Source organism: Candidatus Pelagibacter ubique HTCC8051, assembly GCF_000472605.1.
Lineage (GTDB): Bacteria > Pseudomonadota > Alphaproteobacteria > Pelagibacterales > Pelagibacteraceae > Pelagibacter > Pelagibacter communis_B.
Genome location: NZ_KI421440.1, coordinates 698,849 through 714,313 on the forward strand (window position 1 = coordinate 698,849; position 15,465 = coordinate 714,313).

General features: G+C 25.9%; 16 protein-coding genes. 7 read left to right on the top strand and 9 right to left on the bottom strand.

The window, feature by feature from the left end; all coding sequences use genetic code 11:
• Positions 1-36: 36 nt before the first annotated feature.
• Together secG and F754_RS0103830 are read right to left on the bottom strand one after the other, a co-directional pair.
• Positions 37-336, bottom strand: coding sequence for a preprotein translocase subunit SecG (gene secG, locus F754_RS0103825; RefSeq protein ID WP_023648592.1), 300 nt, complete (start codon positions 334-336; stop codon positions 37-39).
• Positions 337-342: 6 nt separating this feature from the next.
• Complete coding sequence (locus F754_RS0103830; RefSeq protein ID WP_196228288.1) at positions 343-1,068, bottom strand: triose-phosphate isomerase; 726 nt, start codon at positions 1,066-1,068, stop codon at positions 343-345.
• A gap of 70 nt (positions 1,069-1,138) precedes the next feature.
• On the opposite strand from F754_RS0103830, the gene F754_RS0103835 reads away from it, so the two are divergent.
• From F754_RS0103835 to F754_RS0103865, 7 genes are all read left to right on the top strand, one after another.
• Positions 1,139-2,560, top strand: coding sequence for a SurA N-terminal domain-containing protein (locus F754_RS0103835; RefSeq protein ID WP_023648594.1), 1,422 nt, complete (start codon positions 1,139-1,141; stop codon positions 2,558-2,560).
• Positions 2,557-4,017 carry an anthranilate synthase component I gene (gene trpE / locus F754_RS0103840; protein WP_023648595.1) on the top strand — a complete coding sequence of 487 codons (1,461 nt, stop codon included), beginning with the start codon at positions 2,557-2,559 and terminating at the stop codon, positions 4,015-4,017. The genes F754_RS0103835 and trpE overlap by 4 nt, the downstream gene beginning before the upstream one ends.
• A complete protein-coding gene (locus F754_RS0103845; protein ID WP_023648596.1) occupies positions 4,017-4,586 on the top strand; it encodes an aminodeoxychorismate/anthranilate synthase component II in 570 nt (189 codons plus the stop codon). Before trpE ends, F754_RS0103845 begins: the two co-directional genes overlap by 1 nt.
• Positions 4,587-5,579, top strand: coding sequence for an anthranilate phosphoribosyltransferase (gene trpD, locus F754_RS0103850; RefSeq protein WP_023648597.1), 993 nt, complete (start codon positions 4,587-4,589; stop codon positions 5,577-5,579).
• Positions 5,572-6,363 (top strand): indole-3-glycerol phosphate synthase TrpC, encoded by a 792-nt coding sequence (locus F754_RS0103855; RefSeq protein ID WP_023648598.1) that lies wholly within the window; start codon positions 5,572-5,574, stop codon positions 6,361-6,363. Before trpD ends, F754_RS0103855 begins: the two co-directional genes overlap by 8 nt.
• An 89-nt stretch (positions 6,364-6,452) precedes the next feature.
• Positions 6,453-7,130 (top strand): transcriptional repressor LexA, encoded by a 678-nt coding sequence (gene lexA, locus F754_RS0103860; RefSeq protein WP_023648599.1) that lies wholly within the window; start codon positions 6,453-6,455, stop codon positions 7,128-7,130.
• Positions 7,131-7,152: 22 nt separating this feature from the next.
• Positions 7,153-8,553: a glutamate--tRNA ligase gene (locus F754_RS0103865; RefSeq protein ID WP_023648600.1), complete on the top strand. Its 1,401-nt coding sequence runs from the start codon at positions 7,153-7,155 to the stop codon at positions 8,551-8,553.
• On the opposite strand, the gene lpxB is transcribed toward F754_RS0103865, so the two are convergent.
• The 7 genes from lpxB to bamA are packed head-to-tail and all read right to left on the bottom strand — an operon-like array spanning position 8,530 to position 15,465.
• Entirely contained in the window at positions 8,530-9,666 is a 1,137-nt protein-coding gene (gene lpxB, locus F754_RS0103870; protein ID WP_023648601.1) for a lipid-A-disaccharide synthase, read from the bottom strand. The genes F754_RS0103865 and lpxB overlap by 24 nt on opposite strands.
• A complete protein-coding gene (lpxI, locus tag F754_RS0103875; RefSeq protein ID WP_023648602.1) occupies positions 9,663-10,448 on the bottom strand; it encodes a UDP-2,3-diacylglucosamine diphosphatase LpxI in 786 nt (261 codons plus the stop codon). Before lpxI ends, lpxB begins: the two co-directional genes overlap by 4 nt.
• 1 nt (position 10,449) lies before the next feature.
• Positions 10,450-11,232, bottom strand: coding sequence for an acyl-ACP--UDP-N-acetylglucosamine O-acyltransferase (lpxA, locus tag F754_RS0103880; RefSeq protein ID WP_023648603.1), 783 nt, complete (start codon positions 11,230-11,232; stop codon positions 10,450-10,452).
• A complete protein-coding gene (gene lpxD, locus F754_RS0103885; RefSeq protein ID WP_023648604.1) occupies positions 11,229-12,209 on the bottom strand; it encodes a UDP-3-O-(3-hydroxymyristoyl)glucosamine N-acyltransferase in 981 nt (326 codons plus the stop codon). Before lpxD ends, lpxA begins: the two co-directional genes overlap by 4 nt.
• 51 nt (positions 12,210-12,260) lie before the next feature.
• Positions 12,261-12,707, bottom strand: coding sequence for a 3-hydroxyacyl-ACP dehydratase FabZ (gene fabZ / locus F754_RS0103890; RefSeq protein ID WP_023648605.1), 447 nt, complete (start codon positions 12,705-12,707; stop codon positions 12,261-12,263).
• A complete protein-coding gene (locus F754_RS0103895) occupies positions 12,707-13,216 on the bottom strand; it encodes an OmpH family outer membrane protein (RefSeq protein ID WP_023648606.1) in 510 nt (169 codons plus the stop codon). The genes fabZ and F754_RS0103895 overlap by 1 nt, the downstream gene beginning before the upstream one ends.
• On the bottom strand, positions 13,216-15,465 hold the full coding sequence (gene bamA / locus F754_RS0103900; protein ID WP_023648607.1) for an outer membrane protein assembly factor BamA: 2,250 nt from the start codon (positions 15,463-15,465) through the stop codon (positions 13,216-13,218). Before bamA ends, F754_RS0103895 begins: the two co-directional genes overlap by 1 nt.

Genomic DNA, 15,465 nt, shown 5'->3' on the forward strand with positions numbered 1-15,465 from the left:
CTTATAGCGAATAAAAATTGAATTGAAAAGAATTAATTAATTATTTTCAGGAATTGAAGGTGTATCTTCAGTCTTTTCTTCAATTGTATCTAAAACAGAACTTGTTGGCGTTAATTCAGCTCTTGAAATAATTGTTAGTGCCAAACTACAAACAATAAATAATGTAGCAACTATTGCTGTTGCTTTTGTCATAAAACCACCTGCAGATCTAGATAGCATGAAATTTTCTTGAGAAACTCCTATGCCTAAAGCTCCTCCCTCTGACTTTTGTAAAAGTATCAGAGATACCAAAACTAAAGCTAGGATGATGTTAATTACCAAGAGTATGTTTTCCATGATGGGTTAAATATAGGTTTTTTTAATTATATCAATAAATTTTTTTGAACTTTGAGAAGCTCCACCAATCAAAAAACCATCAATAATGTTGATATCTTTTAATTGTGCAATATTTTTGTCGTTTACAGAGCCACCATATAAAACTTTTGGAGTCTTTTTATTAAATTTACTTTTGATATATAAAATTGAGTCTAATAAATCATTAGATTTTGGAATTAAACCAGTCCCAATAGACCAAACAGGTTCATAAGCTATTATAATTTTTGAAGTATCTTTAATGGACTTTAATCCATTATCAATTTGTTTTGCTAAAACTTTTTTTGTAATTTTTTTTCTTTTTTGACTTAGTGTTTCCCCAATACAAAAAATAACATTTAAATTCGATTTAATTGCACTTTTAATTTTCAAATTAATTAATTTGTCAGTCTCTCCAGATTGTCTATTTTCTGAATGTCCTAAAATAACATATTTGGCTCCAACATTTTTTAACATTTTCGAATTCACATGACCTGTGTAAGCCCCATAGTTTTCGCTTTCATGACAATTTTGTGCTCCAACTTCTAAATTTGTTTTTTTTAACCTTTTAGACATTGCTCGTATAAGAGTATTAGGCGGACAATAAACAATTCTAAATTTAGCATTTTTATTCTTTTTTGAAAATTTTATAACACTATCAAGTAAATTTAATGTTCTTAAATCCCCAAACATTTTCCAATTAGCTATAAAATACATATATTTATTTGTCATAATTGAAATTTTAATCTATAGATTTGTTTTTTACAGATCAATAAATTTATAGCTAATGATAGAAACTTTGAAAAAATTTGGTGGAAAAAAATTAGGTGGTTTAATCTTAATTGTAGTAATTATAATTGCATTTGGTTTCGGTGGATTTGGGGGTGGTTTTAGCACTAACAACCAAAATAATATTGCAAAAATTAATAAAACTAATGTAACCACTCAAGATTTCATGAACTATCTTAACCAAAGTGGAATTTCACAACAAGCTATTAGAGAAAATTTAGATAATAATATAATTGAAGAACTTTTATCTGGGTTAATTTCAGCAACATTGATTGATTTGGAAGTGGAAGATTTTAATCTTTCGATTACAGAATTAACTGTCTTAAAAAAAATTAAAGAAAATAAAAATTTTCAAGATGAGAATAACGTCTTTCAAAGGACTAAATACGAAAAATTCTTATTATCAAATAATATGTCTGCTCCGATGTTTGAATTAGAATTAAAAAATCGTGAGCTAAGAAACCATCTATTTGACATTATCGGAGCAGGAACAATAACTCCTAATTTTCTTACTAAAAAGAAATTTGAAGAAGAAAATAAGTCTTTAGATCTTGAATATTTTGCAATGGAAAATTTGTACAAAGAAAAAGGAAATTTTACAGACTCAGAAATAAATAAATTTTTAGATGAAAATAAAGATCAATTAAAAAGAGAATATATTGATTTTAAATATGCTCAGTTGAATCCAAAAATTTTAATAGGTTTGGATGAATTCAATCAAGATTTTTTTGACGAAATAGATAAAATTGAAAATAGAATTTCAAATGGAAATGATTTTCAATCTATTATTCAAAATATAAAAACTGATATTATAGAGATTAAGGAATTTACTCCAAGCTCAACTAAAAAAATAAATGAAGATCTTATTTACTCAAAAAGATCATCTGAAACTGATTTAATTGAAAATGGTGATAATTTTTTGTTATACTCAATAACTAATAAGTATGATCGTGGTCCAGATATGATAGATCATGATACAAAAGAAGAAATTCGAGAATTAGTATATCAAAAAGGTAAGTTTGATCTAAATAGAAGTGTCTTAGAAGAAATACAAAATAAAAAGTTTGATGATAACAAATTTAGAGAAATGGCTAGTTATAGTAAAGAATACCTAACTATTAATTCAATAAAAGACGATAATAAATTTGAGGCAAATTCAGTTAAAATACTCTACTCATTACCGACCAATTCATACACGTTAGTTAATGATAAAGAAAATAAGATCTATTTGGTTAAATTAGTTAGTTCAAAAAAGAATACATTTAATGAAACTGACGAAAGTTACTTAAATTTCGTTAATAATCAAAATAGAAATGCTAGAAAGTCTATTCTTCAATCTTATGATCAGTTGTTAAACTCCAAGTATGAAGTTCAATTAAATCAAAAAACTATTGATAGGGTTAAAAATTATTTCAAATGATAATTAATCGAAACTTCAAAGATTTTAAGTTTCGACATAGAAGCAACAAAAATCAAATAATTTACACATCTAAAAAAGTTAAAAATGATGATGAGGTTATAAATCTTATTGATAACTTTCTAATTGAAAAAAATAGTTTTATCTTTGAGTCTGTTGAAAAAGGTAAAATTAAAGGTAGATATACTATATTTGGTAAAAATCCTGATAAAATTTGGGAATTTAATAATAAAAATTCATATTTAATTAAGAATAAAACAAAGATTAAATTAAAATATAAACCAGAACAATTAATAGAAAAAATAATTGAAGAATTTAAATTTGAAACTCCAAAAAAATTACCAAAAATATGTTCGTTAATATCAGGATTTTTTTCATATGACTCCATTAGATATATTGAAAAAATACCCAATACTTGCCAAAATGATCTTGATCTACCTGATGTAAGATTATTAAGACCTAGAACACTTGTAATTCACGATAATCTAAAAAAAGAAATATTTTACATAATTAATATTTTTAATGATGAAAAAATTAAAAATTATCAAAAAAAGTTTGATGAAATAAAGTCAGAGCTTATTAAATTATCAATTCAATCCTCTATAAAAAATTTAAACAATTCTGAGAACAAGACAGTTAAGAAAATTAAGGTAAGATCAAACACTCCAAAAAATAAATTTCTCAACATGGTTAATAAGGCCAAAAAATACATAAAATTAGGTGATATTTTTCAAGTTGTCTTAAGTCAAAGGTTTGAGGCAAAATTAACTAAAGATCCTTTAGAAATTTATAAAAAATTGAGAATTACAAACCCATCACCTTTTATGTTCTTCTTTAATTTTAATGATTTTCAAATAGTTGGTGCCAGCCCTGAAATATTAGTGAGATTAAGAGACAACAAAATAACAGTTAGACCAATAGCTGGTACTAGACCAAGAGGTAAAACTTATAAGGAGGACCTCTATTATGAAAAAGATTTATTAAAAGATAAAAAAGAATTATCGGAACATTTAATGCTTTTAGATCTAGGCAGAAATGATGCTGGTAAAGTTTCTAAGATTAATTCTGTTAAAGTTACTGAGAGTTTTATTATTGAAAGATATTCCCATGTTATGCACATTGTTTCTAACGTAACAGGAGAATACAATAAAAAATTCTCTAAATTTAAGTCTTTATTAGCAGGATTTCCTGCAGGTACCGTTTCTGGTGCACCAAAAATTAGAGCCATGGAAATTATTGATGAACTAGAAACAACAAGAAGAAAAGTATATGCAGGTGGAATTGGATATTTCTCTGCTAATGGAGAATTTGATACCTGTATTGCATTAAGAACAGCAGTTGCAAAAAATAAAAAATTTTATGTTCAAGCAGGAGCAGGAATTGTAGCAGACAGTAAACCAATTAAAGAATATGAGGAGACTGTTAATAAGGCTAAAGCTTTAATTAACGCTTTAAGATGATGAGAATATTGTTGATAGATAATTATGATAGTTTTACATTTAATCTTTATCATTATCTATCGTCATTAAAAACAAAAGTTGATGTAATCAGAAATGATAAAATTACCTCTCAAGAAATTATAAAAAATAAATATAATAAGATTGTAATCTCTCCGGGTCCAGGAAATCCAAATCAATCAGGAAATTGTTTAAATATTTTAAAAACTCTTCATCAAGAAATTCCATTTCTAGGTGTGTGTCTGGGTCATCAAATTATAGGTCAAATTTTTGGATCTAAGATTATTCAAGCAAAAAAATTAATGCATGGAAAGACAAGTAAAATTAAATCTAAAAAAATTGGAATTTTAAAAAATCTGCCAAGTTCATTTGAGGCTACAAGGTATCATAGTTTAATCATTGATAAAAAATCATTATCTAAAAGTTTAAAAATTACTGCTGAAACTGACGATGGATTAATAATGGGTATTCAGCATAAAGAATACAATATTCATGGTGTACAATTCCACCCTGAAAGTATTAAAACAAAAATAGGAATTAAAATATTAAAAAATTTTATAAATTATAAATGAATGGAAAAAATTTTAAATAAATTAAGACAAAAAGAAAATTTAACATTTAGCGAGAGTAAGTCGGCTTTCGAATTATTAATGACTGGTAAAGCTAGTGAGGTGGAGATTTATGATTTTTTAACCCTACTTGCTGCAAAAGGTGAAGTATCAGATGAAATTGCTGGTGGTGTTTATGTTCTCAGAGATAAATCAAAAAGAGTTAATGTTGATGATTGTGTAGATACCTGTGGAACTGGTGGTGATGGCATGAATACTCTGAATATTTCTACTGCTTCAGCTTTACTTTTAGCTAGTATGGGCACAAAAGTAGCGAAACATGGTAATAAAGCTGTATCATCAAAATGTGGATCTGGTGATGTTTTGGAAGCACTTAAAATTAAAATAGATCTTGAACCTAGTGATATAGAAAAAGAGATTAATAATAACAACTTTGGTTTTATGTTTGCACCAAACTATCATAGTGCAATGAGATTTGTTGGACCCGTAAGAAAAAAAATTGGTAAAAGAACTATCTTTAATATGATTGGTCCATTAAGCAACCCTGCATTAGTTGATAGACAAGTTGTGGGAGTATTTGATAAAAAATTACTTAAAATATTTGCTGAAGGACTTAGAAATTTAGATATTAAATTTGCATGGATCGTAAATAGTGAAGATGGATTAGATGAAATCTCTCCATTTGCAAAAACAAATGTAATTCAATTAAAGGATGGAAAAATATCTGAAATCCTGATTGATCCAAAATCACTGAATGTTAATGCTGAAAAATTTGAAAATCTGATTGGAGATGATGCTAACTTCAATGCTGGTAAAATGATTGAAATTTTTAAAGGTAAAGATAATGATTTTTCAAAAGCTGTTTGTTTAAATTCAGCTGCTGGATTAATAGTTAGTGAAAAATTCACAAAATTTTCAGATGCTTACAATTTCTCTAGAGAGTTTATCTTGTCAGGTAAGCCTTACTTACATTTAGAAAAAATACAAAATGTCTGAAAATATATTAAATAATATTATCACAAAAAAAATCAAAAGAGTTGATGCTCTAAAAAAATCAATAAGTTTAGATTCTTTAAATGAAATTATTAATAAAAATAAAAATTTTATTGATTTTAAAGAAAAAATTCAAAATAATATAATTCAAGATAAAATTTCAATTATAGCAGAAATTAAAAAAGCTAGTCCTTCAGCAGGCGTAATTATAGAAGATTATAATCCTGTTGAAATTGCAAAAATTTATAACGAAAATAATGTAACTTGCTTATCTGTGCTTACAGAGGAAGATTTTTTTTTAGGAAATTTAATTCATATCAGTAAAATTAAGCAAAAATTTAACTTACCAATTTTATGTAAAGATTTTTTTATTGATAAATTTCAAATACCTTTGGCAAAAAGTTATGGCGCAGATGCTATTTTAATTATTTTAGCTGGAGTATCTGATGATCTAGCTAATGAATTATATGAAGAGTCATTAAGATTTAATATGTCGGTTATTGTTGAAGTACATACTGTTGAAGAAGCGAAAAAAGCTTTAAACTTTAAAGAAGCTTTAATTGGAATAAATAATAGAAATTTAAAAACACTTAAAACTGATATAAATACAACCTACGATATCCATGATGTACTTATTAAGCACCAAGGACCTCTAATTTCTGAAAGTGGAATTAAAACAAAAGACGAACTTTTAAGTTTAAAGAATAAAACTTCTATTAAAACTTTTTTAATTGGTGAATCACTTTTAAAAAATTTATCAGAAAATTCTATTTTCTCTATTTTATAGCTAAATTAACCCCTATTTTACTTAGTTTTTTTACTATTGTTTATTTACAAGAACTTTTATAGAACATTATTTGTACGATATTTGTTCTTATGCTTACTAAAAAACAAAAAAACCTGCTTTTATTTATCAACAAGAAGTTAAGAAGTTCTGGTGTTTCACCCTCTTATGAGGAAATGAAACAATCACTTAATTTAAAATCTAAATCAGGAATTCATAGATTAATTAGTGCATTAGAAGAAAGAGGATTTATTAAAAGATTAGCACATAAAGCAAGAGCTTTGGAGGTGATTAAATTGCCTGAAACGGCATCTGCAAATGATATTTATAACAGTTTCTCACCTAGTGTAATTAAAGGTGGTTTGGATGAAGTTAATATTAATTCTGATGAGATGGAAGTTCCTGTACTTGGGAAAATAGCTGCTGGAACTCCAGTTGAAGCTATACAAAATGAAGTATCAAGAATTCCTCTACCAAGTAATCTAGAAAAAAATGGTGATTATTTTGGATTAAAAGTTCAAGGAGACTCTATGATAGAAGCTGGTATCAATGAAGGTGATACTGTAATTATAAGAAGAACAGATACAGCTGATAATGGAAAAATTGTAGTAGCTTTAATTGATGAGCATGAGGCTATGCTTAAAAGAATTCGTAAAAAAGGTAAAGTGGTTGCACTTGAAAGTGCTAATAGAAATTATGAAACTAAAATTTTTGGACCAGATAGAGTTAAAGTCCAAGGAGTTTTGGTATCTTTATATAGAAACTTCTAAAAAAATAGTCTAAAAATCACTGATGTCAAAAGTAGCAACTAGATTTGCTCCCTCACCCACTGGAGCTCTTCATATTGGTGGTGTAAGAACTGCACTCTTTAATTGGTTATTTTCCAAAAACCAAAAAGGGACATTTCACCTTAGAATTGAAGATACTGATAAAGAAAGATCTAAAGATGAACATAAAATTCAGATTATTAAATCTTTAAAATGGCTTGGTATAGAACATGATGGCAAAGAATATATTCAATCAACTAAAATTAAAGACCACGTTAATGTTGCAAATAAACTTTTAAAAAATGGTAATGCCTATAAATGTTATTGTTCAACAGAAGAAATTGAAGAACAAAAAAAGAGAGCTAGACAAAAAAAACTTCCTTATATTTATAATAGAAAATGGAGAGACATACCAGAATCTGAAGCCCCTAAAGATATAAAACCAGTCATAAGGTTTAAAAGTAAAATAGATGGATCAACAATATTAAAAGACTTAGTTCAAGGCGATGTTGAAATTGAAAATAATACAATTGAAGATTTTATAATTTTAAGAAATGATGGAACACCAACATATAATTTGTCTGCTACTGTCGATGATCACCAAATGAATATGACACATATCATTAGAGGAGATGATCATAAGATTAATACTTTTAAACAAATGCAAATTTATTTAGCGATGAATTGGGATTTACCAAAATTTGCACATATACCTCTTATTCACACTATAGAGGGTAAGAAATTATCAAAAAGAGATAATGCATCAACGTTGGATGATTATTCTAAAATTGGCATAATGCCTAATGCATTGAGGAATTATTTATTAAGATTAGGTTGGTCATTTGAAGACAAGGAAATTTTTACTTTGGACGAGAGTATTAAGCACTTTAACCTAGAAGGTATTGGGAAATCACCATCCAAACTAGATATGAGTAGAATTTTATCAATGAATGAGCATTACATAAAAAATATTGATGAAAATGAACTTTACAATCACTTGGTAGAATATTGTGAAATATATAAAGAAAAAATAAAACAAACAAAAGAAGTAAAAATAAAACCATCATTATCTTTTCTCAAAAATAAAGCAAAAACTTTAGAAGATATTTACAATAATGCAAAATACATAATATCTGATGATGTAAAATTTGAAGCTGAGGATTTAAAATTAGTAGATGAAAAAGCAAAAAAAATTATAGAGGAATTTAATAATACTCTAACAAGTTTAGAAAGTTTAAATAAAGAAAATCTTGAACCAATTGTGAATGAATTAATAAAAAAATACGAAACTAATTTTAAAGGAGTTGGTCAGCCATTAAGAGTAGCCTTAACTGGTTCTAAATTTGGTCCAGGACTTTATGATATTGTAATCTCTTTAGGTAAAGAAGAAGTAAAAAAAAGATTAGAAAGTAAGATACTTGCTTAAAATTAAAGCAGACTCATTTGCAGATGAAGTTTTAGATTTAATACCCTCTAAAGTTTTATTACAATCACTTAATTGTTTTTCTATTAAATCGGGATTTTTTAAAAAATAAATGACTGTGTTAAAAATTTCTTTAGCATTGCATTCATTTTGTAATAATTCTGGAATTACTTCTCTGTCATTTACTATATTAATAATATTGGCAAATTTAACATTCACTAATAATTTGAAAATCATAAAATTTATATAACTCAATTTATAAATTATTATTGACGGAACATTTGAACTTGCAATTTGTAAAGAGACAGTGCCTGATTTAGAAACTGCAAATACAGAATGAGATAGAATTTGTGATTTAATATTTTCATCTGAAATAACATCTATGTTGTCTAAACCAGAATTATTAACTTGGTTTAAAATAAAATCTTTATCATCCTCTGTTGCATGAAAAACGAAAAAATAAGTATTCTCTTTATTATTCATCAGTTTAATAAAATCTAATAATATTGGTAAAAGTACATTTATTTCAGATTTACGGCTACCAGGAAATATTGATATTATTTTTTTATCTTTAGATATCAAATCATTTAAAACTGTTTTAACATTTTCTTTTTTTTCAATTAAAGGATGTCCAACAAATGTAGTTTTAATATTTTCTTGTTCAAAATATTTTTTTTCAAAATTAAACAATAAAAGCAAATGATCTATAAATTTTTTAATTTTTTTAACTCTATTTTTTCGCCAAACCCAAACTTGAGGAGCAACATAGTGAATTGTTTTTATATTATTGTTTATTTTTTTAACTCTCTCAGCAACTCTTAGTGTAAAATCTGGGCTATCAACACTAAATAATATGTCTGGATTAAATTTAACTATTTCATCAACTGTTTTGTTAATCTTATTTCTAATCCTAAAAATATTAAGTAATACGCTCGTAAATCCAAGATAAGTAATTTCTTTGAGATCAAAAATTGACTCAATTCCTAGTTTTTTAATATGAGATCCTCCTACAGATAAATACTGAATATTGGGATTCTGCATCATCAGTTTTGAAATAACTGTTGAGGCTAATTTATCTCCCGAAGGTTCGCCTGTTAAAATAAAAATTTTTTTCATATAATTTTGATAAATATATTATTTTTATTTGCAAAGTTTATGCATTTATCTTTATCTAAAAAAATATTTTTCTTTGATTTCAAGACAATGCCCTTTAAACCATATTTCTTACAATCTTTTAATGTGTTAAAACCAATTGTTGGTAAATCCATTCTTAAATCTTGTTTTTTTTTAGGTAATTTAATCAAAATTCCTTCTGATTTTTTTTTTAATTTTGACAACATTTTTTTAGTTCCTTTATTATCTTCTATAGCTAAAACTTTTTCATCTTTTACAACTATTGCCTGAACATGATCTAAGCTATTTAATTTATTAAAATAAATAACTCCTTTTTTAATAGATTTCATATCTTTTAGAGTTGGCTTTAGTTTTGTATAATTTCTTGCCTTTAAAGACAGTTCAGGATTATAAAAAATAGAACTAATAACTTTTATTTTTTCTCTTTCAAGTATCTTGATAATTGCCTTTATAATTGCTGCGTCCCCTGATTTAGCAGCTTTAATAACACTTGGCATATAATATATACCTTTAAGATCAAGTCTAAGTGTAGAAAATTGCGGTTTAGCTATTTTTCCTGCGAATAAAACTTTGTTAGATTTTTTTTCTTTAATTAAATTTATTATTTCTCCAAATTTGCCGATACTTATTCGATTTGAATTTGGATTTTTTTTAAATTTATTATTTTTTGAAAAATCTATTATAAAATATTTCTTTTTTAATTGTATAATTTTTTTAATAATAATTTCTGAAAAATCAGTATCACCTAAAAATAATCCAATCATTCTACTTTGAAAAAGGAGTACAAATTGGTCTTTTTTTATCTTTTTCTAAAAAATTAAAAACTTCTAATACTAAATCACTTTTTTTAAGATCTTCACTTAAACTATTTAAATTTTCAGTTAAATTTTCATTTTTAAATATTTCCTTATAAGCACTGCTTAATGTCATGATTTCTTTATTAGGGATATTTTTTCTTCTAAGACCAATTAAATTTAAGCCCTGCAATACACTTCTATTACCATGAGCTATTCCATAGGGAATTATATCTCTTACAACCCCACACATTCCTCCAATCATTGCTGATCTTCCAATTCTAGTAAATTGTTGAACAGCAGAATTTCCTCCAATTATAACGTTATCTTCAATTTCTGCATGACCTCCTAGGGGTACATTATTTGCCAAAATTACATTATTTCCAACTTTACAATCATGTGCAATGTGTGAAGAAACCATAAATAAGCAGTTATTACCTATTTTTGTTATTCCTCCACCTCCATTGGTGCCTGGATTAATAGTAACGTATTCTCTAATTTTATTATTGTCTCCAATTTCAATTTTAGTTTCTTCTCCATTAAATTTTAAATCTTGCGGATCGTTTCCAATTGATGAAAAAGGATAAATTTTATTATTTTTACCTATTTTAGTTTTACCAATAATACTAACATGAGACCCTACTTCTGAATTTTCATTTATTTCAACATTTGGGCCAACTACAGAATAAGGTCCTATTATGACACTAGAGGATATTTTTGCTTTGGGATCTACAATTGCAGTTTTGTGTATCATCTATTATCTTTCAAAAATACCCTAATGTTTTTAGCCGGGTAACCCATTACTTTTGAATTATCTGGGATATTTTTAATAACACCACTGCCACCAGCTATTTCTACATTATTGCCAATTCTTAAATGTCCTGAAATTCCTGCTTGCCCACCAATTTTAACATTATTTCCAATTACAGAACTTCCAGCAATACCTACTTGACCGGCAATAATTGAATTTTTACCAATTTTAACATTATGAGCTATATGAATTTGATTATCTAAATATGTATTTTTTCCAATAATAGTATTAGACATTGATCCTCTATCTATAGTCGAGCCACAACCAATTTCACAACCATCTTCAATTATAACTATTCCCATGTGTGGATATCTTAAATTTTGATTATCATTTGGGAAAAAACCAAATCCATGTTTTCCAATAACACAATTATCTAAAATTTTAACATTATCTTTAACCAAACTATTTCTAATTATAGTGTTTGAGCCAATGGAACAATTGTTACCAATTGAAACATTTTTTTCAATAATAGTGTTATGACCAATTAAACAATTTAGACCTATTGATACATTGTGACCAATTAAAACATTTTTACCAAATCTAACTTTATCATTAAATTTAGTGCTATTTATTTCTTCTAACGTTTTATCAAAATCATCATTAATTGAGTCAGGATAAAATTTTGCAGTAATAATAGAAGTTGAAACTAAAACATTATCTACAATTATTGTTTTGCAACTTTTTGGTAATTCATTTTGTAAATTTTCAGTTGTTATACAAAAAGATGCTTTAGTATTGTTTGCGATCAATTTATATTTTTTTGAATGTAGGAAAGTAAGTTCATTAGATTGTGAGGTTTGTAAGTCCTGTATATCTGTAATATTCAAATCTTCATTTAATTCATCATGTTTAAGATTAAGGTCTGTTAATATTTCACTTAATTTAAAAGGACCATTATTTTTGAAAAAAGGATTTACCATATTTGCTTTTAACAAAGCAAGGCAAAATAAGTTATCAATAATTATTGCTATTTATTTCCTGTCAACAATCGTTGCAGACCATATTGCATCAGCCATTTTTTTTTCATCTACAAAAGCTTCACCTTTGTATTTCCATACTCTTCCATGAGATCTAATAGCTTCTATTTTTAAAATTAATTTGCAGTCTGGTATTACCGGATTTCTAAATCTAGCTTTTTCAACACCCATTAAAAAAACTAGTTTATTTTCATATGTAGATTTATCTAAACCAGATGCTGTAAGAGCAGCAGCAGCTTGGCCAAATGACTCTACAATAAGAACACCTGGCATTACTGGATTGTCAGGAAAATGCCCTTGAACAAAAAAACTATCTTTTTTCACATTCACAACGGCTGTAGCAGAGGATAATTTCTTCATATCGTATAGTTCATCTATTAGTAACATTGGTTCTCTATGAGGTAATAAATCTACTATTTGTTTTTTGTTAAGTTTGTCCATCATTTTACAATTTTATTTACAAGGTTTATTATATCATTTGTAATGTCCATATCTACATTTCCCATAAAAATCTGATTTTTTGGCAGAACAATACTAATAGAGTTAGCTTTCATATAATCTTGAACAATAGGATTTACTTTGAGCAAAAAATTATCTATTTCATTTTTTTTTTTTAATTCAAAATTTTTAAGAATTTTACTTTTTTCAGATCTAAAGTTTTTAACATCTTGATTAAATAAACTAATTTGTTGATCTAGATTTTCTTTTGTTGAAATATTTTTAGATACATCAATAGATTTCTTTTTTTTTTCCAACTCTTTCTCCATTTTAACTAAATTATCAAAATTTTTTTTATTTAATTCATCTAGTCTAGAATATATAGATTTTCCATAATTTGAATTATTCAATACAAAATCAATATCGAGAAAAACAGTTTTTTCAGCGCTAATAGATAAAGATGTAGAGCAAATATAAAAGATTAAAATAAAAAAATATCTACTCAATTTCATTAAAAAGTAGTTCCTAGATTAAATCTAAATCTTTCAGTTAGGTCTGTAGAACTTTTGCTGATTGGATGTGAAAGAGAAAAATTTAAGGGTCCAACTGGTGTAAACCAATCAATACCAAGTCCAATTGAACTTCTAATTTTACTTCCATCATCAAGAGAATTATTATCAACACCCCATAAATTTACTACATCTAGAAATGAAACAACTTCTATATTTTGGGCATTAGGTAAAATTTGAGGCAAAGTAGATGTAAAATTCATTGTAGCATAATAGTTTCCTCCAATAAAATCAGTTCCATCTTTTGGTCCAATTTTACCATTCTCAAAACCTCTTAATTTTCTTTGAGGCACGTATAATCTTTCTGATAATTTAATATCATCATTTGTTAAAGATGTTGCAGAACTTAATCCAAAAGAAAATGTTGAAACATTATTTTCATACAATTCAGAAAAATATTTATAATTATATTTATTAGTCATTGTATTTTTATCACTAATTAAAGGTAATCCTAAATCGTAAACACTTCTAAAACCTTCGGTAGTTTTGTATTTTTGATTTCTCTTATCATAATCAAATCTTAAATTTGCATAATTATCAAAATAATTTCCTGCTTGAGACCTTTGTCTAACAGAAGCAGCACTACTGGTTGATATTTTTTCTAAAAATGCCGAAGTAGAAACTCCTAGATTAAAATCCTCTAAATATTCAAAATTAGTTCCTAGTGAAGTACCATATTTACTTGATTTATATCCAAAAGAAGAAAGTCTATCATTTTCTAAAGCCTGCAATCCGAATGTTACAGATTTATCGCTATTGTTATAATTTGGATTAATTACATTAAAATTACCATTAATTTTAGTTGAGCTTAAAGTTAGAGAGGAGTCTAAACTTAAACCTTTTCCAAGATAATTATTTTCTCTTACACCAAATTCTATGACTTCACCAGACGTACCAAAACCAGCACCAGCAGATATTTCACCAGTAGGCTTTTCTTCCACATTGATATTTATAATTTTTGAATTTACATCTTTACCTTCAACAACATCCATTTTTACAGATTTAAAGAAATTAAGAGATTTGATTTCATTAAGACTTCTATTTTTTAAAATATCATTATATAAATCACCTTCATCAATTAGTAATTGATTTCTAATAACATTTTCTCTTGTGATATTATTTCCAAAAATGTTAATTCTCTCAACTAAGAATTTTTCAGTTTCCTCAATTTTAAAAGTCAAATTAATTACATTTGAAACAATATTTTCAGATACAATAGATTTTACAGATTGGTATTGTTGATTTATTGAAATTAAATCAAGTCTATTAAGTATTTTTTCAACTTTATTAATTGAATATGGTTTATCTTTAAGTTCTATAAAGAAACTTTTAAGAGTATCAAAATTTGAAGTCTCAAAATCCGTAGGTAATTCAATATTTAAATTACCAAAGAAAAATTTGTTTTTCGCGTTTATATTAAAAATAAGTTCAAATTCGTCATCATCATTTAAAAGTTTTGCAAAAGATGAATTAATCTTCACATCATAATAACCTTTATTTAAATAAAAGTTTTTTAGTAACCTTTCATCAAATTTAATTACATTTTCATTTAAAAACTTTTTTCCTGAAATAAATTTCCAAAACCTATATTCTTCACTAATGATTAGGCTTTTTAATTTTCCATCTTTAAATTTTTTATCTCCTATAAAAGAAATTCTTTTTATTTTAGCTTTATTACCAAGTTCAATATTGAATGTTAAATCAAGTTTCTTATCACCCAAGTCAATAGTTTCAATATTGATTTTTGAAAAATAATAACCGGCATCTTTTATTGAAGATTTTAGTGTTTTTTTATCAGCATTTAATAAAATTTCATTAAAAGAGGATCTAGACTTAAGTTTAAGATTTTTAGTCACCTCTTGTTTGAGTGTGTCAGATTTTATTCCATTAAAATTTATATTTTCAATAATAGGGTTTTCATCCACTTTAATTTTCAATATATTGGAAACTAATTCTAAAGTTATATCTTTGAAAAAATTTGTATCATACAAATTTTTTAAAATATCATTTAAATCGTTACTATCTAAAGTTTCATTTATATTTACTTTTGAAAATAATTTTATTGTTTCGCTTGAAACTCTTTCATTTCCAATTATCTCAATGCTTTTTACAATTTCACTATTTACCTTTAAAATAGAAAAAAAAGTAAACAAAAGAACTAAAATTAATTGTTTTATATAACGAATTGTCAT